Annotated in this window: 20 protein-coding genes and 1 riboswitch; of the genes, 11 read left to right on the top strand and 9 right to left on the bottom strand. The window is 44.1% G+C overall.

The window, feature by feature from the left end:
* The first annotated feature begins 8 nt into the window (after positions 1–8).
* Positions 9–1,457: a DUF1501 domain-containing protein gene (locus GJQ68_RS21990; protein WP_162419423.1), complete on the top strand. Its 1,449-nt coding sequence runs from the start codon at positions 9–11 to the stop codon at positions 1,455–1,457.
* A 12-nt stretch (positions 1,458–1,469) separates the two neighbouring features.
* On the opposite strand, the gene GJQ68_RS21995 is transcribed toward GJQ68_RS21990, so the two are convergent.
* From GJQ68_RS21995 to GJQ68_RS22005, 3 genes are all read right to left on the bottom strand, one after another.
* Entirely contained in the window at positions 1,470–2,648 is a 1,179-nt protein-coding gene (locus tag GJQ68_RS21995) for a trans-sulfuration enzyme family protein (RefSeq protein WP_162343849.1), read from the bottom strand.
* A 121-nt stretch (positions 2,649–2,769) separates the two neighbouring features.
* A riboswitch (SAM riboswitch) is annotated at positions 2,770–2,871 on the bottom strand.
* Positions 2,872–2,942: 71 nt separating this feature from the next.
* Positions 2,943–4,139, bottom strand: a complete 1,197-nt coding sequence (locus GJQ68_RS22000) for a porin (protein WP_162419424.1) — start codon at positions 4,137–4,139, stop codon at positions 2,943–2,945.
* A 448-nt stretch (positions 4,140–4,587) separates the two neighbouring features.
* The gene (locus GJQ68_RS22005; RefSeq protein WP_162419425.1) at positions 4,588–5,235 is read right to left on the bottom strand and encodes an SGNH/GDSL hydrolase family protein; all 648 of its coding nucleotides are present in this window, start codon (positions 5,233–5,235) and stop codon (positions 4,588–4,590) included.
* A gap of 322 nt (positions 5,236–5,557) precedes the next feature.
* On the opposite strand from GJQ68_RS22005, the gene GJQ68_RS22010 reads away from it, so the two are divergent.
* Positions 5,558–6,631 carry a DUF4407 domain-containing protein gene (locus tag GJQ68_RS22010; RefSeq protein WP_162419426.1) on the top strand — a complete coding sequence of 358 codons (1,074 nt, stop codon included), beginning with the start codon at positions 5,558–5,560 and terminating at the stop codon, positions 6,629–6,631.
* Between the two features lie 721 nt (positions 6,632–7,352).
* Here GJQ68_RS22010 and GJQ68_RS22015 read toward each other — a convergent pair.
* On the bottom strand, positions 7,353–8,000 hold the full coding sequence (locus GJQ68_RS22015) for a peroxiredoxin (protein ID WP_162419427.1): 648 nt from the start codon (positions 7,998–8,000) through the stop codon (positions 7,353–7,355).
* Positions 8,001–8,290: 290 nt separating this feature from the next.
* Between GJQ68_RS22015 and GJQ68_RS22020 the strand changes: the two genes are divergently transcribed.
* The 3 genes from GJQ68_RS22020 (at position 8,291) to GJQ68_RS22030 (ending at position 10,916) form a co-directional block, all read left to right on the top strand.
* Positions 8,291–8,503 (top strand): hypothetical protein, encoded by a 213-nt coding sequence (locus GJQ68_RS22020; protein ID WP_162419428.1) that lies wholly within the window; start codon positions 8,291–8,293, stop codon positions 8,501–8,503.
* A 211-nt stretch (positions 8,504–8,714) separates the two neighbouring features.
* Positions 8,715–9,470: an LOG family protein gene (locus GJQ68_RS22025; RefSeq protein WP_162419429.1), complete on the top strand. Its 756-nt coding sequence runs from the start codon at positions 8,715–8,717 to the stop codon at positions 9,468–9,470.
* A 117-nt stretch (positions 9,471–9,587) separates the two neighbouring features.
* Entirely contained in the window at positions 9,588–10,916 is a 1,329-nt protein-coding gene (locus tag GJQ68_RS22030; protein ID WP_162419430.1) for an NAD(P)/FAD-dependent oxidoreductase, read from the top strand.
* Between the two features lie 11 nt (positions 10,917–10,927).
* Here GJQ68_RS22030 and GJQ68_RS22035 read toward each other — a convergent pair whose 3' ends face one another.
* Positions 10,928–11,278: a hypothetical protein gene (locus GJQ68_RS22035; protein WP_162419431.1), complete on the bottom strand. Its 351-nt coding sequence runs from the start codon at positions 11,276–11,278 to the stop codon at positions 10,928–10,930.
* 304 nt (positions 11,279–11,582) lie between these two features.
* Between GJQ68_RS22035 and GJQ68_RS22040 the strand changes: the two genes are divergently transcribed.
* Positions 11,583–12,002, top strand: coding sequence for a LytR/AlgR family response regulator transcription factor (locus GJQ68_RS22040; protein WP_162419432.1), 420 nt, complete (start codon positions 11,583–11,585; stop codon positions 12,000–12,002).
* A gap of 4 nt (positions 12,003–12,006) precedes the next feature.
* Here the strand turns inward: GJQ68_RS22040 and GJQ68_RS22045 are convergent, their stop codons facing one another.
* On the bottom strand, positions 12,007–13,227 hold the full coding sequence (locus tag GJQ68_RS22045) for an S-adenosylmethionine:tRNA ribosyltransferase-isomerase (RefSeq protein ID WP_162419433.1): 1,221 nt from the start codon (positions 13,225–13,227) through the stop codon (positions 12,007–12,009).
* Between the two features lie 182 nt (positions 13,228–13,409).
* On the opposite strand from GJQ68_RS22045, the gene GJQ68_RS22050 reads away from it, so the two are divergent.
* The 4 genes from GJQ68_RS22050 to GJQ68_RS22065 all read left to right on the top strand — a co-directional run bounded on the left by GJQ68_RS22050 (position 13,410) and on the right by GJQ68_RS22065 (position 18,959).
* Positions 13,410–14,507, top strand: a complete 1,098-nt coding sequence (locus GJQ68_RS22050) for an o-succinylbenzoate synthase (RefSeq protein WP_162419434.1) — start codon at positions 13,410–13,412, stop codon at positions 14,505–14,507.
* A gap of 115 nt (positions 14,508–14,622) precedes the next feature.
* Positions 14,623–16,047, top strand: a complete 1,425-nt coding sequence (locus GJQ68_RS22055) for a sugar porter family MFS transporter (RefSeq protein WP_162419435.1) — start codon at positions 14,623–14,625, stop codon at positions 16,045–16,047.
* The gene (locus GJQ68_RS22060) at positions 16,044–17,198 is read left to right on the top strand and encodes an AGE family epimerase/isomerase (protein WP_162419436.1); all 1,155 of its coding nucleotides are present in this window, start codon (positions 16,044–16,046) and stop codon (positions 17,196–17,198) included. Before GJQ68_RS22055 ends, GJQ68_RS22060 begins: the two co-directional genes overlap by 4 nt.
* Before the next feature lie 39 nt (positions 17,199–17,237).
* The gene (locus GJQ68_RS22065; protein ID WP_162419437.1) at positions 17,238–18,959 is read left to right on the top strand and encodes an FAD-dependent oxidoreductase; all 1,722 of its coding nucleotides are present in this window, start codon (positions 17,238–17,240) and stop codon (positions 18,957–18,959) included.
* 61 nt (positions 18,960–19,020) lie between these two features.
* On the opposite strand, the gene GJQ68_RS22070 is transcribed toward GJQ68_RS22065, so the two are convergent.
* Positions 19,021–20,304, bottom strand: a complete 1,284-nt coding sequence (locus GJQ68_RS22070) for an acetylxylan esterase (protein ID WP_162419438.1) — start codon at positions 20,302–20,304, stop codon at positions 19,021–19,023.
* Between the two features lie 375 nt (positions 20,305–20,679).
* Here GJQ68_RS22070 and GJQ68_RS22075 point away from each other — a divergent pair, with 375 nt between their 5' ends.
* On the top strand, positions 20,680–21,138 hold the full coding sequence (locus GJQ68_RS22075) for a cold-shock protein (RefSeq protein ID WP_162419439.1): 459 nt from the start codon (positions 20,680–20,682) through the stop codon (positions 21,136–21,138).
* Between the two features lie 409 nt (positions 21,139–21,547).
* On the opposite strand, the gene GJQ68_RS22080 is transcribed toward GJQ68_RS22075, so the two are convergent.
* Both GJQ68_RS22080 and GJQ68_RS22085 read right to left on the bottom strand, forming a co-directional pair.
* A complete protein-coding gene (locus GJQ68_RS22080) occupies positions 21,548–21,829 on the bottom strand; it encodes an N-6 DNA methylase (RefSeq protein WP_235941846.1) in 282 nt (93 codons plus the stop codon).
* 34 nt (positions 21,830–21,863) lie between these two features.
* On the bottom strand, positions 21,864–22,091 hold the full coding sequence (locus GJQ68_RS22085; RefSeq protein WP_162419440.1) for a UPF0175 family protein: 228 nt from the start codon (positions 22,089–22,091) through the stop codon (positions 21,864–21,866).
* Positions 22,092–22,248: the final 157 nt, after the last annotated feature.

The raw sequence follows: 22,248 nt of genomic DNA on the forward strand, positions 1-22,248 counted from the left end.
TAGTCGCCATGTCCGATTTGTGCCAGCACACCAACAACTATTCGAGAAGGGAATTTTTGAGCAAAACCGGACTGGGCTTGGGAGGGCTAGCCCTTTCTTCTTTGGTATCCCCCTTTGAATCCAGGGCTGCCTCGACGGGAGGAGTTGGATTCGGGGGAGGTACGCACTTTTCTCCCAAGGTAAAACGTGTCATTTATCTTTTTCAAAGCGGTGGGCCTTCTCAGCTCGAATTGTTTGACTACAAACCTGAATTACAGAAAAGAAACGGCGACCAATTGCCGGATAGTGTCCGTCAGGGACAGCGGTTGACAGGGATGACGGCCGGGCAGAAGTCCATTCCCATGGTTGGGTCAATCTATGATTTTAAGCAATATGGGCAATCGGGAGCCTGGGTAAGTGAGCTTTTGCCGCATATTGCAGGTATTACAGATGATATTTGCATGGTGAAATCCATGTATACGGAAGCCATTAATCACGACCCTGCCATTACCTTTTTTCAAACCGGTTCTCAGCAACCCGGAAGACCATCGATCGGTTCCTGGGTAAGCTACGGCTTGGGATCCGAAAATGAAAACCTGCCGTCTTTTTGTGTGTTACTCTCACAAGGGAAACAAGGTGCCCAGCCGGTTTACAGCCGCTTATGGGGAAATGGTTTTTTGCCAAGTCTTCATCAGGGCGTACAATTTCGCTCCGGAAAGGATCCGGTCCTTTACCTGAATGACCCGCCGGGTATTTCGGGCAGGGACCGCAGAAATTACCTGGATCATTTAAAGAAATTGTACGATTTAGGTTATCAGCAGTCCCATGACGAGGAAATCAATGCTAAAATTGCGCAGTACGAAATGGCCTATCGCATGCAGACCTCTGTGCCGGAAACCATGAATATTTCGGATGAACCGGAACATATAACGGATATGTATGGCCCTGAGGTACACCAACCGGGAACCTATGCCGCGAATTGCTTGCTGGCCCGGAAACTAGCAGAAAAGGATGTCAAATTTATCCAGCTCTATCACAAGGGATGGGATCAGCATGGAAACCTTCCCAAAGACATTCAAACCATGTCCCAAAGCATGGATCGTCCAACGGCGGCCTTAATCAGAGATTTGAAGCAAAGGGGCATGTTGGAGGATACCCTGGTCGTCTGGGGAGGGGAATTTGGTCGAACCAGTTATTCCCAGGGTCGCCTAAGCCCGGAAAATTACGGCAGGGATCACCACCCCAACTGCTTTACCATGTGGATGGCCGGAGCCGGCGTAAAGAAAGGCATCACTTACGGTGAGACGGATGATCTGGGATATAACGTGGTCCGTGATCCGGTCCATGTGCACGATTTTCAGGCCACTTTATTACATTTATTGGGAGTGGACCATGAAAAACTTACCTTTAAACACCAGGGTAGACGCTATCGGCTGACCGACGTTCACGGAAAGGTCGTAAAAGGAATTCTTGCCTAACCGCTCAATAATTTAACTCTTCGATTGGTCCAGTGCCCGCTCAATATCCAGGATGATATCGTCCACGTGCTCCAGGCCCACCGAAAGCCGAACCAATCCGTTAAGGATCCCTACTCGCTCTCGTTCCTCCTCGGTCAATTTGCTGTGAGTGGTAGAAGCCGGATGGGTGACGATGCTGCGGCTATCGCCCAGGTTGGCGGTGACGCTGATCATCTGCAGTCGGTCAATGAAATTTTTGGCTCTGCTCAGCCCACCTTTTAAGGTTAGCGTGATGATGCCCCCGCCATGGCGCATTTGTTTTTTGGCAAGGCGGTATTGGGGATGGGATGGTAAAAAAGGGTATTTCACTACTTCCACTTCCGGGTTTCCCTCAAAATAGCTGGCAATTTTAAAGGCACTTTCACAATGCCTGTCCATTCTGACGGCCAGGGTTTCCATGCTTTTGGCTAAAACCCAGGCATTGAATGGGGAAAGGGAAGGACCGGTGTGGCGCATAAAGAATTGTACCTCATTAATCAATTCCTGTTTTCCCAGAATCAGTCCGCCCAGCACCCGACCCTGACCATCTATGAATTTAGTTGCGCTGTGCGTCACGATATGGGCTCCCCATTTGGCTGGTTGCTGTAAATAGGGGGTGGCAAAACAATTGTCTACCACTAAAATAAGATTATGGGCATTGGCAAAACGGGCGATGTATTCCAAGTCTATGATTTCCAGGCCGGGATTGGAAGGGGTTTCGACGAACACCATTTTGGTACTCGGCTGAACCAGTTTCTCCCAATTGCCAATGTCCGAAATATCGCCATACGAATGAGAAATGCCCCATTTTGGAAAAACCCGGGTTAGTAATTGATGGGTGCTGCCAAACAGTGATCTGGAAGCAAGTACATGATCTCCCTGACTCAACAAGGCTGCCATACTGCCAAACATGGCCGCCATGCCGGAGGCGGTAGTAACACCGGCTTCGGTCCCTTCGGCCGCACACACTTTTTCGATCAAATCACTGGTATTGGGATTGGCGTATCGGGAATAAATATTTCCAGGTAGTTCATCGGCAAAGAGTTGCCTGGCCTGTTCTGCCGAATCAAAGACAAAACTGGAGCTCAGGTAAATGGGAGCCGAGTGCTCGCGCTGATCAGAGGAAGAGGCAGCTATGCGAACTGCCTGAGTTTCAAAGTTTTTATAGTCCATTTATGGTTTATTTCAAAGGGTTTGGTAAGAAAGGAGGAAATGATTCGAACTCAGCAAAAAACGTTGCCAAGAAGGTAGCGGTTCGGATTGGAAGGAAGTAATTATTATTTTCATATTGTCTAATTTATCGGTCCCAATTGGGTCAGGTCTTGGCACCTTTCCGTTGGGCGGAAGGTTGCCAGAGGTTCACGGAGCCTGTTCTCTCGCCTCTTCTTTATAAATCAGTTTCCTGAATTAAGTGCAAATAAAGGGAGGGGATGGATCATATCCAAATCTAAGGCGGAATTTGGGTGGCTAAAATGAAAAATCATATTGAATCCTGAAACGCCAACCGCTGGCCTCCCGGTTGACGGATTTTTCTTCAAATTCAAAATGGGTGATGTCAGCGGTCAACTTATTCTGGTGTCCATTAAAAAAACAATTGAAAGCCAATGATATTTCTTCCTCACTGTTCATTTGAAGTACTTGATTCGGTTGGTATATGGCATATCGGGAGGCCAATTCCAGCAGAGGTAATTCTTTTTCAATGGATCGGGGGTTCAATAACAGACCGCCCTGTACAAACCAACCACTTAATTTTGTCGACTGATTCAGTTGGTTGTCCCGTATGCTTTTCCGGTGGAATTCGCTGTGCCAGCTAAAGCTTTTGTATTTCAGGCTACTTTCAAGGAGAAATTGATCAATCTTATACCTTCCCGGAACATTGTCCTCAAAACCTACCAATTGACCTCCTCCCTGAGAAGAGTATCTGGTATATTGGCTGGTATTGGTCGCTCCTGCCCAGGCCAGAGATGCCACTGGTTTTTTATAGCGGGTTAAGGCGGAGCCGCTCATGGACACCCCATCTCCCAGGATATTCCATTGGAGCCTCCCTGAATACATCAAGTTTTGGTCATCATTGTTTCTGGCGCCGATTCCTGTACCTGTTAAAACCATCAGGTGATAGTTGAAATCAGCCAGCCCTCCTCCATCCAGTCTGCCATAAATGCTGGCTCCCTGCTGCCTGTCCAGGGTAAACGGTCGGTTGACAATAGAACGCTCCATCATTTGTTGGTTGCCACTGGATATCACCCTTTCTCTGGAATATTCTGATTTCCACTGTCCGAATTTAAAGCTTAGCCAGGGCCATTTTTCTACCATAACCCTAAAATCCAGCAGGCGGGATGCGGAGAGCTCGTATTCGAAATAATACTTCAGCCAGGGCTTGTGTGCATGGCCCCCTACCTTAAAGCGTGCCCGGTTGATCTTAAAAAGGTTTTGCTTTTGTTCAAAAAAGTCATCGTAAGTGACCGGATCCTGATCAGCCGGAGTGGCAAATCGAAACTGAAGCCTGCCAGCCAATTGCAACCGATACAAGCCGTCCGCAGAAGTAAACTGAAAGCCTCTAGAACTGTAGGACGTTTCGCTTTCCGGCGGATCGTCCTGAAAAGCCAAAACAGTGCCCTGAAAAAACCATATTAAAATAAAAATAAAAGGTGTTTTCAATGGCATACGTTGTTGGAGTTAGCTTCGCATTTATTTTTTTTCGACGGATTATCAAGCGGCTTTAACGATCGGTAGGCCTGCAGGAATCTAATATTATTCATATGTTAAGTAAATGTTAACTTTATGTTACTATACCTGCAAAGGTAAAAATTGACTATTTAGGAAAAAAGAATCTTTTATCGACGGCCTGTTCAAAGCTTGAATTAGCCTACAATAGGAAGCAGGATACCCGATTTATAATTGAGTTAGGAAAAAAACTGTTTCAGGTGAAAATGGCCGATGTTAAGCGATAGGCCAAAAAAGTTTATCGAGATCGATTTTCGCCCCAATAGTGGGTGAAAGATCCGCCATTAAGCGTCAAAAAATGAGTAGAATGATAACTTACAAAAATTGAAACACGTTTACTTACATGAAGGGTGCACCCGGTTTGGAGGAGTAAAATAGATCTAACGAGCTACAAATATTTCTTAATCTGCTTTGCCCAAATGGAATATCCCTTAGCGTTCATATGAAGATCATCCTCGAGAAAAATATCTTCCATTGGTGTTTTATTGGAATTTAGCATGGGATTCCATAGGTCAGCATAGGATACCTTTTTCTTTCCTCTGGCGTATTTTTTCAGAGTAGCATTGAGTTCCCGGTAGTTATCGGCCAATTCCCATCTGGCCAGGCTGGGCTTGGGACTGATCAAAATGATTTCGGTTTGAGGGCGTTCCAAGTGGATTTGGCTAACGATCAGATTATACGTTTCAATGATTTCCTCGTTGGTTTTCCCTGCAGCCAGGTCATTATCTCCTTCATATATAAACACCTTTTCGGGCTGATAATCCAACACCAATTCATCCAGGTAATGCAGTAAATCACTGGCCTGGGAGCCGCCAAAGCCTGAATTGACTATTTTTTCTCCCGGAAAATCCTCCTGGAGACTTTTCCACATTCGGATGGTAGAACTTCCCGTAAAAACAACCGAAGCCTGAAAATTCTGAGGAGGATAATCCTGTGTTATTTGCCTGACCTGATCGGAAAAGCGTTCGGGGTGCTGAGCAAAAGAATCTGGACAAAGCATTAAAAAAAGCAGGGAAAGGAATAGTAGGTTTTTCATGGGGCACATCGTTAACGGGCTTTAAACTACTATAATAATTCGAAAGATTAAAACCTGCTGTAAAAATGACTGTCACAAAAACGGACATAAAAAGCGTACAGTTTTGGATTTTAATGAATCCAGATGCTTAATCAGGGCTAATCTTTAAATTTCCGGATCGAATTTTTCTTAATCCTGTCCTGCTATAAATAATATATGTGGCTGTAATATAGATTGTTATATATTATTAATATCAAGGTGTGCTTTTTATTTTCTCCGGCCTTGTGTCGGCACTTCCATGGTATACATTTTGAATGGCAATGTTCAAAAGATTAAATGATAGATGCATAATGTAGAGAAATTCCTGATATTTTGTTCCGGTGCTTACCTGCCATTGGTGCGGAGGTGTCCGGTAAGTATAAACAGGTTTTTAGGGATTGGAGCAACGGTCCTTTTTACGGCAGTTTTTGCAGGACTATCTGTAAGCTATGCCTTGTCAACCATTTTTTCCTCTTTTTGGGTGATTTTGGTCATCGCTTTGATCTGGGCGTTGATGATTTTTAATTTAGATCGCTACATCGTTTCCACGTTAAAAAAGCAGGATCAATTTTTCCCGGAATTCAAACAGGCTCTTCCCCGATTGGTCTTGGCTTTACTGATAGCCCTGGTTATTGCCAAGCCCCTGGAGTTGCGGATTTTTGAAAAGGAAATCAATAGGCAACTGGATGAACATCGACTCCTTACCATTGAAAATAGCCGGAAAAAAATTTCCGAGGGGTTTCCGGAAATTTCAGCCCTGGAAAGTAAAATCCAAGGTCTCAGAGATGCCATCGCAGCTAAGGAAGCGTTCCGAAACCAAAAGCAAAGGGAATACGATCAGGAGAGATTTGGCATCAAAACCGAAGGCACCACGGGCCTGGCCGGAATCGGTATAAATGCCGAAAAGAAAGAAAAGCAACTGGATCAGGCGGAACAGGATTATCAATATACACAAAGGCTAAACGAGTCTAAAATCCAGGAATTGGAGGAAGAGATCAGGGGAATTAATGTATTAAAAGAGCAGGAATTTCAGAACCAAATGGTTTCAGTGGATGCTTATGATGGATTGGCGGCCCGATTGCAGGCTTTCAAGGATTTGACATTGAAAAATACGGCGATTTACTGGGCCAATTGGTTGATTATTTTGCTGTTTGTCATGATTGAGATGGCCCCTATCCTGGTCAAGCTGATGGGAAACAGGGGGCCTTATGATCAGTTGCTGGATTTCCATGAGGCGGGTATTGTCCTTGCAGGGGAGGAGCAATGGCACAAAAAATCCGGGGATAGTGCATTGAGAAAGGAAGTTTTTGATGACTTGTATGATAAAAGGAAGGCGCATCGTGTGAATTTTGAACTGGGTATGCTTGGGGAAAAATAAAACAGCAGAAAATGCGCTATTCGACATTTGCCATGACGAATCCAGATAAACAGGGTTTGCAACCCTGACAACGAAAGCGACCGATGATTCGTAGCTGTTTCCGAAGCGGGTACCGGGTTGAAGCATTTCCCTACATATACTCCAAAACTCAGGGATTTACCACCAATGGGGCAAAGCATACCTCCGTACACTTATTAGCAGGCTAGGGGAGCATCGTTGGCTTTGGCCAATATTGATGGCCCGATTCCAGGTTTCACCAAAAACGTCCCATACTTCCTGTTATATTGTTCCCCTATGATGCGATTCTTGTTTTTCAGGGCAAATCGGATCCAATAAATCATTTGAAATTTTTGATTCCCGAACCCAATTAAAAATCGTATGTCCTTACATTTCCTCAATTTTGGCTAAAGTCGGGGTTTTGGAGTGCTATTTTTTGGAATGTGCTATTTCTTATTGAAGAGTATTTGGTTTTATTGGCGATAATAATAGCTACAATATTAGGATCAGTCTCCCTACTCTAACTGCCACTGTCTAGGCAATTATTAAAGAACTAAAAAAGTGCCGTCTTCATCAATTACTACGTCTTCTGGCATTGGACTGCCAATAATCAAATGAAGGCCACTGAAACGATATTATTCCATGAGTAAAAAAATATTCCCAATTGAAACAAAACAGGCAGACCCAATTCAGGCCTGCCTGTTTATTTAATGACTGATCACTTTCAAATGCTTTTCTTAGCCAGGTAGAAATCTACCATTTCCAAATCACTGTTTTCCCGCTCCTGCATCTCCGCTACGGTTTTTGGTGGGGGAACAATGACTTTGTCACCTTCCCGCCAATCCAATGGCATGGCTACCTTGTATTTGTCAGCCGTTTGTAAGGCCACCAGCGACCTTTTTATTTCATCCATATTCCTTCCTACATTCAAAGGATAGTACATGATCAATCTTATTTTCCCTTTAGGGTCGATAAAAAATACGGCCCTCACGGCTGCCGTTTCACTTTCTCCAGGTTGGAGCATGCCGTATTTTTTGGAGACCTTCATGTCAATGTCTGCGATAATGGGAAATTCAAACAAGACACCTGTATTTTTTTTCACATTATTTACCCAGGCAATGTGGGAATGAATGGAATCGATGCTTAATCCCACCAATTTGGTTTTCTTCTCATCGAAGAAACCTTGCTCCAGCGCAAATCCACTCATTTCTGTGGTGCAAACAGGTGTGAAATCAGCTGGGTGGGAGAACAGTATGGTCCAGCTGTCTTTGATGTATTCTGAAAATTTGATCGGTCCCGTAGTTGTCATGGCTTCAAAATCCGGAGCCTGATCGCCGATTCTAGGTATGGTTATTATTTCTTCTTCGTTCATGGTATTTTAATTTATTTGATACCATAAAATTCCCATAAATAAAGTTCAGACCCAGTGATTTTTATCACTTCGAACGGGCTTTATTTCAAATCGGTAAGGTAATTTTCGCTTTTCCAGATATTATTCAGGCGATCCCCGAAGTGTATGCTAATGATAAATTTCCCTTTAAGCATAGATGGATTGAAATACAGTTCATTCACTCTAGCAGTACTCCAATAAAGTATGTTCCGGAAATCAGGAATAGGGGCTGCTGTATTCTCGTGGCCCAGGGTATTGTAAAATAACCTCGGATGTTGAATCCCCGCCTATTCGATAAACAACGCTTTCTCTGGCGAACTAAATGGGCCAAAGTCATTTTCGAAGGAGCTCAGGCGCACCATACCATTGAATTGGTGGTCCTTGATGTAAAGATTTCTGTTGACAACATCCATTTTACGAATATTTTCTGGATTGAGGGAGGCAAAATCGTCACTTTCAAAGACAGGCATTCCAACTGCCAATAAGCAATGGCGAAAAAAATTAACAAGAAACATTTTATTATGATACAGGTTTGATAGGGAATTTCGCAATTCATTAAAGCTGATTTAAATATAACCTTATTTTCCCCTTATTTGATAGTTGCATGTTTTTAATTCTTTATTTTTGTTTCTTTGATCTCAGCCTCATTTGCGGTTCAATCGTTAAAAAGTTAATTTTTGATATCAAAACGTAGCCATGGTAAAAGAACCTAAAAAAATTATTAATCCCTTGGTTAACCCCGAGGAAGAAGCATTTATGGCTGGTCCTCAGACCAGGTTAAAGGATTTTAAGTTTTTAATTAAAGTGATGCTTGAATTTATACGCGGATTCCGAATGCTTCATTTCGTGGGGCCTTGCGTGACCGTATTTGGCTCTGCCCGGTTTGAGCCTTCTGATTATTTTTACAAACAAGGGGTCAAGGTAGGGCAGGCAATCAGTCATTTAGGCTTTACGGTAATGACTGGGGGAGGGCCTGGCATTATGGAGGCAGCCAATAAAGGGGCGAAATTGGTGGGAGGCAAATCCGTTGGTTGTAATATTGTACTTCCTTTTGAACAGTATCCCAACACCTACCTGGACAAATACATGGATTTTAATTATTTTTTTGTGAGAAAAGTTTTGCTTTCCAAATACAGTTTTGCTTTCGTAGTGCTTCCGGGAGGGTTTGGTACGCTAGATGAGTTTTTTGAAGCATTGACCCTGATTCAGACACGGGTGATGAAGCGGTTTCCCGTAGTGTTAATGGGTAAGGAATTTCACCAGCACCTTTTCGAGCATATCCGCTCCATGGCCAGGGAGGGAACGATCAGTCAAGAGGACCTGGATTTATTTTTATTGACAGATAGCGTGGAAGAAATGGAAAATCATCTCAAAAAATACGCAATTGAGGAATTTGGATTAAAAAGAAAGAGTCCGGTGAAACCCTCTAAATTACTTGGGGAGAGCAGTTAATATCAAAATAGTAAAAATCGGTGGATTGCCTTTTTTAATTTGGCCTGATTGTTGAAAACCGAGTAGGATAAAGTGTGTATTACTTTTTAAAGGTGAATGTAGATCGTTTCAGGCCCAATGAATAGCAGTTTGATAAAAGATAGAAGGAAGCATCTTGTTTTGATGGGAATTGGCCTTTCCGGAATTGAATTTCTTAAGGAATGGTTACATGAACCCGATGTTTTTCGGCTTACGATCATAGCGGAACACCCCTCGGATCTTTTCTATTTGAATGCCCTTTGTGCCCTGAAGGGATTAAACCGATCGTTTTCAAGTGAGCTGCAGAAGCAATCTGATTTGCAATTTATAATTGCATCCGTAGAAGCAATTGATTTTGATAAAAAGAGCCTTTTGATGCCAGATGGGCCGCTTGAATTTGATAGGTTGGTAGTCGTAAATGAATCTAAACCTAAGTTATTAATTCACCGAAAGGGTGGTTTTTTAAGGCATTTGACTACTGCTGATGATTATATAGATTGGATTCAGGAGTCGGTCAGGGAGGCCATTGTAAGAGGCGATGGATTCGTTGCCATCGCCATCGCTGATCAATTGCAACGAATGGGCTTGAAGGTTACACTTATCAGTACTGAGAGCAGGTTGGCAATACAAAGCATGCCGGAAGAAGAGGCATGCCTGGTAGCCAAGAAACTAAAAGCCAGCGGCATTCATCTAATTTTTAATGAAAAAATAAGCAACTATTTATTGGGTGAAAAAGGGGAAATCAGAGGCGTACGACTGGAGAATGGTGAAGAATTGGCCGGCCAGGCGGTGTTTCACGACAAGGGAAATTTCCCGGATTTTTTCTTTTTGAGAGGTCAACCGGCTTATTCAGGAGAATCGTTTCGAGTAGGCCCAAACTATGGGTTGGAGACGAAGGATGGCATTTTTGCCATTGGTCAAAACCTAAAGGGAATCCATGCTGGTTCGGCTGAGGACCTCAAAATTCCACTATCCACCCAGGGGATTACCCTGGCAAAGTACCTAAAGGAAAGCTCCCTACAAGAAGCGGAAACGTTTGAATGGAAAGACCCCTATCAGTTGGCGGGCCTGGAATGGTGTACGTATGGAGATTTTTCCACTTTTTGGGGAGATAGTTCACATAATTTTTACTGGGAACATCCCAACGGCGAAATAGCTTTTCGGCTCCTATTTCGTCAACATGATTATTCAATTTTGGCCTTAGCTACTTTGGGAATTACTTTTGATCAGGAATTTTTAAACAATGCTTTCACCGAGCGTTGCAAGGCATTGGATTTCATCAATAAAATGAAAAACGAAGTTTTTACCAGGGAGAGTTCTGAAGACATGATCTTGCTCATTTCCAAAGCTTTTGCAGTGGAATTCAAAGGCATAAAAAACGAAAACAGAACCTCCTTATTTGGTAAAATTCTGGAAAAGTTCCTCTAGTTAATGGAAGTTTAGGTATCTTCACTGCAATCAAGTTCTTGGATCCGGGTTTCGGCCTCGTCCATTTCATTTTGCCATTCTGAGCGGCTCTGACCGGTTAGGGTGGAGCAATTTCCATAGGGACGTAGTGCCTCCAAAAAGGCTTCCGAAGCAGATCTAAAGTTTTCACAGGTAGTCGGACCTGGGTTTTGTGCCCGGGCAATCGCAGCCTGTGACATGGCATTTATTTCATCCTGGAGTTCGATCGACCATCGAACGGAGCAGGATCCCACATCATTATCCTCTCCTACGGAACAACCAACGTTTAGGAAACAAAAGAGCAATGGTAAGGCTGCAATCAGTGATTTTTTTAAAAATTTCATAATTATTTATTTACGTTTAATCGTTTAACAAACTTTAAATTAAAAAATACTTTTTGAAATGTAAAATAAGCTGCTAAATAATAGCATTAAAAAGCTAAAATTTAGATGTAAAAGGAATGCTTGTACCGTAATGAACCCCATTAATAGAAATGAGTTGGTTTTTTCAGAATAGAAAACTGAACTACTGACCTTGCTCCCGTAGCCCTCCAATCTGCCTTCCATCTGAATATTTTCACTGCTATACAAACATTTGTTTGGTAGCGGAGTTTATTCTAAAAGAGGAAAAAATAATCATTCAATCAATATGGGACTCAAAGAAAATATACAGGAAATAGCGGATAGAGCGGTGAATGGCGTGTCGGATACTTATGATGGATCCAAAGAGATTCTTATCAAAGATGCTATTTTCATAAGAGACAAAGGTTGTCTAACGAAAATTGCCTATTCCGAGATCGTTTATCTCAAAGGAGATGGCAATTATACGACCTTGGTGACCAGGGAAAAAAGTTTTTCATTACGAAATATTTTAAAAGAGTTTGAGGAAATTTTGCCGACGGAATCGTTCCTCAGAATTCATAAATCCTTTATAGTAAACCTGGAAGAGATCCGAACCATTTCGCCCAAAGAGGTATCCGTTCGTAACGAAAAGGTTCCTGTGGGGAGGACCTATTACCAAACACTCATCAGTGGCGTTCAAAAGTTGGGTAGCAACGGATTCGATTAAAAGATTAGACCTCCAATTTATTGTACCATAGCAAACTGCTGTCTCCGTAGCTCAAAAACCGGTATTCATTCTTTAAGGCTTCTTCATAAATTACCCTCCATTGTTGACGGGTGAAGGCCGCAATCAGCAATATTAGGGTAGAACAGGGTTGATGAAAATTAGTTACCAGTCCATTGCAGACCCTGAAGCGATAGCCAGGAAAAATAAAAATCTCCGTGGCACCGATCAGCTGGGTCTGATGGGTGTTATCCATGTGGGCCAAAATGGCTTCAAAGCTTTTTTCTTTGGAAATGTTTTTTTCCTCGCCAGTGTAGGGTTCTAACTTTCCTACCTGAAACTCAGTATTGGACCCCGAAATTAGTTTAACCCCGTACCAATACAAGCTTTCCAGGGATCGCAAGGAGGTGGTGCCGACCGCCACTATATTTCCCCGGGTACGGCACAAATTTTCGATATTTTCTTTAGAAAAGACCATTTGTTCCCGATGCATGGGATGCTCCAAAATATTTTGATGCTTAATCGGCAAAAATGTACCTGCTCCCACGTGAAGGGTAAGGTAGTGAAGGGGGATGTTTCTTTTTTTGAGTTCCTCCAGGGTCTTTTCGGTAAAATGAAGTCCGGCAGTGGGAGCCGCCACTGCTCCCTGAATCTTTGAATAGACCGTTTGGTATCTTGATTTATCCGAGTCATCTGCTTTTCTATTCAGGTAGGGAGGGAGCGGTACTTCTCCGCTAGCTTCCACAATGGAGGCAAAGGTAAGTTCAGCCGGATCCCAACTGAATTCCACTGCTTTCGTTTCCTTTGAAAGTAATTTTGCCCGGAGTACTATATTTTGCTGGTTTACAAGTATTTCGCATGCAATCTGCTCACCTTCCTTCCACCGCTTTAGGTTTCCCACCATGCATTCCCAGACCACCGGCCCATGACTGCCCATGCTCTGTGGAATAAGCGTTGAGGGCTTCAGTGGGTTTAGTAAAAAGAGCTCGATAGCCGCGCCGGTAGGCTTTCTAAAATGCAGTCTGGCGGGAATTACCTTGGTATCATTGAATACCAATTGCGTATTGGCAGGCAAGATCGTAGGTAGGTCTGAAAAATGTGCATGTTGAATTTCTCCCTTTTCATAATGAAGTAATTTGGAAGCATCGCGCTTTTTCAAGGGGTATTTGGCGATGAAAGCGTCCGGTAAATGGTAGTCGTAGTCCTTAAGGTTAGGGGTAATCTCCATGTGCAATGTCTGGTAATCCTTTCAATTTTAAATTCGGGCAAATATAGCGTTTTTAGGCCAATTGCCTGTCACCGGACCTTGTACAGATACGACTATTTGGGAGGTCATTACCAGGATTTGGGAATAAAAGGGTGTCGGGATTAAAAGAAAATGCGCATATTTGAACCTATTTAAAGACGGAAATGACTCAAACCTTTAAAGTCAAAGCAGCCATCAAGCCCTACATCCTGGATTTCGCTTTCGATGCAGGTACCAGTAGGGGGGTATTGAAAGATAAACAAACCCACTTTATCCGGGTCCAATCCCCTGTTTTTCCTGAAATCTATGGGATAGGAGAGGCAGGACCCTTAAAAGGGCTAAGTCCGGATGACCGTCCGGATTTTATGGACCGGGCGATGGAAGTTTTAGGAGAACTGGAGAACATTCCTTTTTCAACGGAACCCACAAAAATCCTACAGATACTTTCTGAGGCAGGGCTAGAAGAGTTCCCCAGCCTCCGGTTTGGCCTGGAGACAGCCATGTTGGACTTAGTAAACGGGGGTATAAGGAAAATTCTTCCCAACCGTTTCTATGAGTACGGCACGGAAATCCCCATCAACGGACTTATCTGGATGGGTGAAAAGCCATTTATGAAGCAGCAGATAGAACAAAAGTTGCAGCAGGGCTTTGATTGCATCAAGATGAAAATTGGTGCCATTGATTTTGAATCGGAGCTGGCCTTACTGGAGTCGATCCGAGAAAAATACAGCAAAGAACAAATCACATTAAGGGTAGATGCCAACGGTGCTTTTAATCCAAATGAGGCCATGGGTAAGCTGAATCGATTGGCAAAACTGGGAATTCATAGTATTGAACAGCCTATTGGTCCAGGAAATGGGAAAGCCATGGCTGAATTGTGCCGAACATCCCCCATTCCGATTGCGCTGGATGAAGAATTAATCGGTATCCACGATATCCAGGAGAAAAAAGCCCTACTGGAGGATCTTAAACCGGCCTACCTGATTTTGAAGCCCAGCTTAGTAGGCGGGATTCTGGCAACAAAAGAGTGGATCAGTCTTGCTGAGGATTTGGGAATCGGATGGTGGATGACCTCTGCGTTGGAAAGTAATATCGGGCTAAATGCCATTGCTCAATTGACCTCTTCCCTAAATCCTGTACTCCCGCAAGGGCTGGGAACAGGGATGCTTTACCGGAATAACGTTTCGTCCCCTTTGGTGATTTCTACGGGGAAATTAAAGTATGATAAACATAAATCCTGGTCTATTCCGGATTGGGATTGATTAGGCAATTTTCTTTCGAGTTTATGGTTTGGAAAGGCATGCAAAACATATAGTTTTCAACAAGAAAAAATACCAACCCTATCAGTAAATCTTCCACCAACGATGCTGCAAACCAATGATATTTGATGCTTCCTTTCGGTATATTCTGACGCTATCGCTGATTGCGGCGATAGGTGGTTTTTTGTTTGGATACGATACGGCAGTGGTGTCCGGAACCATAGGTCAGGTAAGCGAGCTTTTCGATTTGGATGCCATGTCTCAGGGATGGTATGTGGGCTGTGCCTTGCTGGGATCTATTTTGGGAGTAACCATTTCCGGGCGGTTGGCAGATCTTATTGGCAGGAAAAAGGTGATGCTACTGGCAGCCCTTTTGTTTGCGGTATCTGCCTTGGGATGTGCTTTGGCACCTTCTTTTTTTTCACTCGTCATTTTCAGGATCATTGGCGGAGCGGGTATTGGAATGGTTTCCATCGTATCTCCCATGTACATTTCAGAGGTGGCGCCAGCCAAGATCCGGGGCAGCCTGGTCTCCCTGTATCAATTGGCCATAACCGTAGGTTTTCTAGGGGCTTACCTGGTGAATTTTCAGCTATTGGAATGGTCAGCAACGGACCTTTTTAGCGAGCAGAAGCCCTGGGATTTGGTTTTTCACCAGCAGGTATGGAGGGGAATGCTTGGGATGGAACTACTGCCCGCATTGTTTTTTCTACTGGTATTGTTTATCATACCGGAAAGTCCCCGATGGTTAGTTATCAACCAACGTGCGGATCGTGCTGAAAGGGTGTTTAGCCGGCTATATCCGGATAGGAAGTTGGCGAAAATTAAAATAGAGGAGGTAAGAAAACAGGCAGCTAAGACCAGCGAATCCAACTTCGAGCTGTTGAAAAACCCGAAGATCCTCCGGCCCGTTCTCTATGGGATGGCGATTGCGGTATTAGGGCAGTTTATGGGCGTAAATGCCGTATTGTATTACGGTCCCGGGATTTTTGAGCAAAGTGGATTATCCGGTGGGGATGCCTTGTTTTATCAGGTAATGGTAGGCTTGGTCAATGTTCTGACCACTATTTTGGCCCTGTTGATCATTGATAAAGTGGGTAGAAAAAAGCTGGTGTATTTTGGGGTAAGCGGAATGATTCTTAGCTTACTTTTGATCAGTTTCTATTTCTATGCTGGTTCTAATTTAGGTTTGTCCTCCTTATTGTTGTTGACCTTGTTTTTAATGTATATTTTCTGCACCGCCATCAGCATTTCAGCGGTAATCTTTGTGTTGCTTTCGGAAATGTACCCCAACAAAATACGGGGGCTGGCCATGTCTATTGCCGGATTTTCCTTATGGGTAGGGACCTATCTGGTGGGGCAATTGACCCCCTGGTTTTTGGAAAAACTGGGCCCCTCGGGGACCTTCATGTTCTTTGCGTTGATGTGTTTCCCTTACCTGTACCTTATTTGGAAGAAAATCCCGGAAACTTCAGGCAGGAGCCTGGAGGACATTGAATCGTATTGGTTAGGAGACCAAAAAGACCAACATAATAGCATATGAAACAGTATCTGGATACGTACAAAAACGAACTTCTCGATCAGGTGATTCCTTTTTGGCGGCAACATAGCCCTGATAAAGAGCAGGGCGGGTATTTTACCTGTTTGGATCAAAAGGGAAAGGTTTATGATACCGATAAATTTGTCTGGTTACAAGCCCGGCAGGTATGGTTCTTTTCCATGCTTTGCGAAAAGGTGGAAACCAATCCTGACTGGTTGAATTTGGCCAGAGATGGTGCTCGGTTTCTTCAAAAACATGGCAGTGATGCGCAGGGTAATTTTTATTTTTCGTTGAACAGAGCCGGTGAGCCCTTGGTGCAGCCATACAACATTTTTTCGGACTGTTTTGCAGCCATGGCCTTTTCGGCACTATATAAAGTGGATCAGCAGGAAGAATATGCCCACCTGGCAGTAAGTACCTTTGAAAACATCCTCTCGCGAAGAAGCAATCCCAAAGAGAAGTACAATAAGGCTTTTCCCGGTACCCGAAACCTGAAGAGTTTTGCGCTTCCCATGATTTTGAGCAACCTCACCCTGGAAATGGAGTCTTTGTTGGATGAAGAGCTGGTGCAAGAGCTGGTGTCAGGAGTCATTCACGAAGTGATGGATGTGTTTCTGGATCCCCATTCGGGCTTGGTCCTGGAAAATGTGTTGGAAGATGGCAGCTTCTGTGATTCCTTTGAGGGAAGACTGACTAGCCCGGGGCACGCTATAGAAGCCATGTGGTTTATGCTGGACCTCTCGAAGCGATTTGGTGATCCAACATTAAGGGACAGAGCCATTGAGACGGGATTGCGAACGCTGGAACACGGTTGGGATTCCAAATACGGTGGCATTTATTATTTTTTGGATATCAAAGGTCATCCGCCCGATAAACTGGAATGGAATCAGAAGTTATGGTGGGTTCACCTGGAATGCCTGGTATTTCTGGCCAAAGCATTCCAGATGACCGGGGATCCGGTTTGTCAAAGTTGGTTCGAAAAAGTGCATGCGTACACCTGGACCCATTTCAAAGACCCGGACTATCCGGAATGGTTTGGATACCTGGACCGGTATGGTAAGGTGCAGCTACCTTTGAAGGGAGGAAAGTGGAAAGGCTGTTTTCACGTACCCAGGGGCCTTTATCAGGTTTGGCAATCACTAGCTCAATTATAAGTTTAAATAATCATCCATCAGCCCAAAATTTGTAATCGTATGAAGAGAAGAGACTTTATTGGAAAGGTAGCGCTGGGAACGGGTTCCTTTGCTTCCGTGATAGGAACGCCGGCCGCTGCACTGGGATTAAACAGGGAAGTGAAGGTAGCGGAAAACGGAGCCGTTTTTGAAGCCGACCTGGTCATTGCAGGAGCAGGTTTGGGAGGTTGCGCATCCGCATTGGCTGCCCTAAGAAACGGCCTTTCTGTACTGATGACGGAAGAAACGGACTGGTTAGGGGGGCAGTTGTCTCAGCAGGGAGTGCCACCAGACGAACACCAGTGGATCGAAACCCATGGTGCACCGGCACTTTACCGGCAATTTCGGGAAAATGTCCGGGAGTATTACAAGCGGCACTATCCCCTTACTCCGGAAGCGGCTGCCAATGAACGATTAAATCCTGGAAACGGCTCTGTTTCCCGCTTGTGTCATGAGCCAAAGGTAGCACATCGGGTATTGGAAGAAATGTTTGCACCCTATGAAAGTGCCCGGAAAATTCTCATCCTAAAAGAGCACAAAGTTGTTTCTGCTAAGGTACGCCAGAACCGGGTTCAGGAATTGCGTTTTAAAAATTTACGTGAAGGCAGTACCATCATCGCCAAAGGCAGGTACTTCGTAGATGCCACGGAGCTGGGAGACTTATTACCACTCACAGGTACCGAATACATCACCGGCAGTGAATCCCGGGCGGACACCGGAGAATTTCATGCGGGAAGCAGCCACCGACCGGATAATAATCAGGCGTTTACGGTTTGCTTTGCCATGGATTATGTCAAAGGGGAAGATTGGACCATCCCTCAACCAGCTGATTATTCCTATTGGAAAAATTTCACTCCCCAAATGGATCCGCCATGGGCAGGGAAAATGCTGGAACTGAATTACAGTAATCCCCGTAACCTGGAACCAAAAGAACTGGGCTTTCACCCGGAAGGGATCCCCACGGCTGACAAGCTTAACCTGATGCTTTACCGGCGAATTTTACATCAGGACAATTTTAAGCCTGGTTTTTATCAGGGGGATGCTACCATTGTTAACTGGCCTCAAAACGATTACGTATCCGGAAATATCATTGATGTAAGTGACGCGGAGTTTAACCGACATGTAGATGCCGGAAAGCAGCAAAGCCTTTCCATGCTTTACTGGCTCCAAACAGAGGCACCCAGGCCGGATGGCGGAAAAGGTTGGCCCAGTTTGCGATTGCGGCATGACCTGATGGGCAGCTCTGATGGACTCGCAAAATATCCGTATGTACGGGAATCCAGAAGAATAAAAGCGCTATTTACGGTTCTTGAGGAACATGTGGGTGCCGAACAGCGGGCGAGCATTACGGGCTTAAGTGGGCAGGAGCTCACATCGGCAGATTTTTACGATAGCGTGGGGATAGGGTATTACCATATTGACTTGCATCCCAGTTCCGGTGGGGATAATTACATTGATTTTGGTTCGCTGCCCTTTCAGATTCCTTTAGGGGCCCTTATCCCCAGAAAAATGGAGAATTTATTGCCTGCAAATAAAAACATAGGTACCACCCACATTACTAACGGATGCTACCGGCTGCATCCGGTAGAGTGGAGTATCGGAGAGGCGGTTGGCATGCTGGTGCCCTTTGCGATGGAGAAAAAGGTTCGTCCAAAAATTGTCAGGGAAGACAGGTCGCTGCTGGCCGAGTTTCAGGATTTTATCCGATCTCAGGGAGTAGAAACAAGCTGGCCGGAAAAATGACGGTAGAAATCCGGCAGGGGGCCTGACTGAAATACCCCTGCCGGATTTTCGTTTGAATTCGTTATTCGACGCCAAGTTTTTTCATGATCCAGGCATGTCCTTCTTCGCTTTGTTCAGCATAGCGCCAATGAGCGGCATCCTGATAAAGCGATAAGGTCTTATCCCCAGGGATGACATTATAAGCCGCATACATGGAGGTTGGCGGACACACATTATCGTTGAATCCCCAGGAATAGAATCCGGGTACTTGGATAAATCGGGCAAAATTGGCCACATCATAATACTTTGAAGTAGCAACCTTGGCCGGTTGATTGGTCCATTCCTCTTTGAACAGGTGAGGCCAGCCGCCCGCCCGTCCGTGCAGGTACCCGGTAAGGTCTGAAAGGGCAGGGTAATAACTTACCAGGAAATCAATTCGGTCGTCAAGACTGGCCGTAACGATGGACAAGGCACCTCCCTGACTACCTCCCATAACGCCCAGGGTTTCGCCGTCGAATTCACTCAGGGAATAAATAAAATCCACTGCTCTAACGCAGCCCAGATACACCCTTTTGTAATAATACCGGTCTTTATCTTCCAGAAAAATCCGGTTGTAATCCCTTAAGGCTCCTGCCGAAAGGTTTTGATAAATGGGGGAATCGTACAAGTTTACCGGAATGCCATGAATACCAATTTGCAATGAAATTACATTTTCATCCTTATTGGCCCCATAATAAGGTCGGATTCCGGCTCCGGGAACATGTAGAATAGCCGGATAGTTGCCGGGTTTTTTGGGCTTGCTGAGAATCCCATAGATGTACCCGCTGATATTTCTGAATTGTACATGGTATACATCTGTTAGGTGGGTTGACCGGTCGGGGAGGTGTGTCAGGACGGGTTCGAGGGGGATCTGGCCCAACTCCTCTTTGCCCTTTTTCCAGAATTCAGAAAAATCATCCGGCAGACTGGTGGTGGGTTCAATGGATTCCGGATCGATGCCGGCAGTTCCCGTGTTTTGATAGGTTTTTCCATCTTCCTGATAGGTGATTTTGCACCGGATAAAACCCGGCACGGATAGCTGTCCTCCTTTAATCTGCCCGCTGCCCTTTTTTAGTACCGTTTGGCCATTTATTTCGGGTTTCATTAGCTCCGGACCAACTTCGTACTGGATGTCAGCGTCTTTTACTAATTGTCCAAATTTGTAGATCGCCACATCAAACGTGATGGCCTCTCCGGTACGGTAAATCATGTTTGGTGCCGATGGGCTGACCATGATGCGGATGTACGGACCTTGCTGGGATTGGGCCAATGAATCCAGGGAAGTTATCCAGGCTAGAAAAAACAGGAGTAATGCAGTCTTTCTCATAAACAGGGGATGGGTTAGATGTGCGAAATGGTGGATTGGTTTGAAGTTATTGGTAAAGTTACGATTCCGAAATTAAAAGGGAATCCCGAGTATAGCAATCACTTACCCGAATTAAACTGGCGTAAAATCAAAATAGAAGCACATTGAGAAATATATTGCAGCGATGAAATAGGAAAAATCCATTTTTTTGGTCAAATTTGTGATCCTAAAAAGCCACAACATGCTTTCCAGGATTAGGTTACTGATCGAAATTGATTTTTTTATTTCAGTTCCTAGTGTCATTCGATTAGTAGAAACATCAGGCTTTTATGCAATCTTATTCGGATAATCTGTGTTGTGTGTTAGGAATAAGTAACGTTCAACAAAAATTAATTTATGGCAAAATCGAAAGAAACTTTTAACAAAAAAGAAAAAGAGAAAAAAAGATTAAGGAAGAAGAAGGAGAAAGTAGAAAAGAAAGAAGCCAGAAAATCGAATTCCAATAAAGGGGGCGATCTGGATGACATGATTGCTTATGTCGATGATGAGGGCAATATTACTTCTACTCCTCCCGATCCAACGGTAAAAAAGAAAAAAATCGAATTGGAGGATATTGAGGTCAGTGTGTCCAAACAAGCTCCTGTGGATCCGGAAGATCTGCGAAGGAAAGGAAAGGTCACCTTTTTCAATGAATCCAAGGGATATGGTTTTATCAAAGACCTGGAATCCCAGGATAGCGTGTTTGTACACGTAAAGGGCTTGGTCGATGATGTTCGTGAAAACGACCAGGTCACCTTCGAAACCGAGAGAACTCCGAAAGGGCTGAGTGCCATTGATGTGAAGTTGGCCAAATAGGCGCTCCCCCCTTTGTGAATCGCCTGGCAGGGGAGTATCGATGATGGAAAAATCATACCGGTTTCTTTTGCGACAATTCTAATATTTCTCATTCCCCAATTAATCCTTTACATTAATTATTACATGAGAAACAGGTGATATATTCTTCTAAGATGGTGTAGGGCAAAGAATCACGAGAAACCACATAGGGGTGATTGTATTTTGTTATTCCGCCTGCCCTTTGGTCATTTTTTGCTTAAAAAAATTAAAAGGCAAGGATGGTACAGACGATCATGACCGGGCCTAATAACGCATAATTTCCCGTCACATTGGTATTCAGCACCAAGATAAACCGGGGAATGCAAACCAAAAGCGTTAGAAAGGCTTGAATTTACTACTTTTTCGCCTATTTTTTTATAACACCAATCGTTTAAAGGTCAGGCGTTTGCTTCCGAAGTTGATCAGTAAGCCAACTTTCAACGATGGTCGTAATCAGCGGTCGGGGCGTGTAGTATTCTCCCCCGTTTCGCCCGGCATTGCCCATGTTTTTGATCTTGTCTTCGTACAGGTGGCTCATTTCGTGCTTTTCCGCATGGGTACGGAACCGCAACTCATCAATCCGGTTAATGACTTCCCGCAGGTTGTAGCCGCTTTGGACCCGGTTTTTTAGCTCGCTAAAGATCTCCCCAATCTTATATTCGATTTTATCCAAAATTATTAAACAGCTGGTATCTGAAATGATAATATCAGAATTGTGCGGCATCTTTTGGGATATCCGAAAGTGGATAGTTGATTAAAGAAACATCATAATCAGCCAAAATCTCCGAAAATGCCACTTTTGACAATCCAGTCAATTCTGCTGCCTGTCCAAGTGACAGCTTTCCGGATTCATACATTTTTGCCGCAAGGAATCTTTTTGTCTCCCTCTCATCCAGGTCAAGATGATCGGGTATAGTTAAAGTTAGATGCTTCATAGCTTAAATTTATCAAAATTTTGGATATAGACTTCATTTTAAAACGTTCTTTTGCTGGAGCATAACATATTATATCACTGACAAAAATCAGATTTATCCACCTTTTTTACACATCCGTTCCGTTGGTTGAAGCACTACCGGGCTTTTCAAACCGTTT

The organism is Cyclobacterium roseum (genome assembly GCF_010119225.1).
GTDB classification, from domain to species: domain Bacteria; phylum Bacteroidota; class Bacteroidia; order Cytophagales; family Cyclobacteriaceae; genus Cyclobacterium; species Cyclobacterium roseum.

Excerpts from the sequence above, each read along its gene's own strand:
- GJQ68_RS21990 (WP_162419423.1), top strand. The coding sequence starts at position 9 with ATGTCCGATTTGTGCCAGCACACCAACAACTATTCGAGAAGGGAATTT.
- GJQ68_RS21995 (WP_162343849.1), bottom strand. The coding sequence starts at position 2,648 with ATGGACTATAAAAACTTTGAAACTCAGGCAGTTCGCATAGCTGCCTCT.
- GJQ68_RS22000 (WP_162419424.1), bottom strand. The coding sequence starts at position 4,139 with ATGCCATTGAAAACACCTTTTATTTTTATTTTAATATGGTTTTTTCAG.
- GJQ68_RS22005 (WP_162419425.1), bottom strand. The coding sequence starts at position 5,235 with ATGAAAAACCTACTATTCCTTTCCCTGCTTTTTTTAATGCTTTGTCCA.
- GJQ68_RS22010 (WP_162419426.1), top strand. The coding sequence starts at position 5,558 with ATGCATAATGTAGAGAAATTCCTGATATTTTGTTCCGGTGCTTACCTG.
- GJQ68_RS22015 (WP_162419427.1), bottom strand. The coding sequence starts at position 8,000 with ATGAACGAAGAAGAAATAATAACCATACCTAGAATCGGCGATCAGGCT.
- GJQ68_RS22020 (WP_162419428.1), top strand. The coding sequence starts at position 8,291 with ATGTTGAATCCCCGCCTATTCGATAAACAACGCTTTCTCTGGCGAACT.
- GJQ68_RS22025 (WP_162419429.1), top strand. The coding sequence starts at position 8,715 with ATGGTAAAAGAACCTAAAAAAATTATTAATCCCTTGGTTAACCCCGAG.
- GJQ68_RS22030 (WP_162419430.1), top strand. The coding sequence starts at position 9,588 with ATGAATAGCAGTTTGATAAAAGATAGAAGGAAGCATCTTGTTTTGATG.
- GJQ68_RS22035 (WP_162419431.1), bottom strand. The coding sequence starts at position 11,278 with ATGAAATTTTTAAAAAAATCACTGATTGCAGCCTTACCATTGCTCTTT.
- GJQ68_RS22040 (WP_162419432.1), top strand. The coding sequence starts at position 11,583 with ATGGGACTCAAAGAAAATATACAGGAAATAGCGGATAGAGCGGTGAAT.
- GJQ68_RS22045 (WP_162419433.1), bottom strand. The coding sequence starts at position 13,227 with ATGGAGATTACCCCTAACCTTAAGGACTACGACTACCATTTACCGGAC.
- GJQ68_RS22050 (WP_162419434.1), top strand. The coding sequence starts at position 13,410 with ATGACTCAAACCTTTAAAGTCAAAGCAGCCATCAAGCCCTACATCCTG.
- GJQ68_RS22055 (WP_162419435.1), top strand. The coding sequence starts at position 14,623 with ATGATATTTGATGCTTCCTTTCGGTATATTCTGACGCTATCGCTGATT.
- GJQ68_RS22060 (WP_162419436.1), top strand. The coding sequence starts at position 16,044 with ATGAAACAGTATCTGGATACGTACAAAAACGAACTTCTCGATCAGGTG.
- GJQ68_RS22065 (WP_162419437.1), top strand. The coding sequence starts at position 17,238 with ATGAAGAGAAGAGACTTTATTGGAAAGGTAGCGCTGGGAACGGGTTCC.
- GJQ68_RS22070 (WP_162419438.1), bottom strand. The coding sequence starts at position 20,304 with ATGAGAAAGACTGCATTACTCCTGTTTTTTCTAGCCTGGATAACTTCC.
- GJQ68_RS22075 (WP_162419439.1), top strand. The coding sequence starts at position 20,680 with ATGGCAAAATCGAAAGAAACTTTTAACAAAAAAGAAAAAGAGAAAAAA.
- GJQ68_RS22085 (WP_162419440.1), bottom strand. The coding sequence starts at position 22,091 with ATGAAGCATCTAACTTTAACTATACCCGATCATCTTGACCTGGATGAG.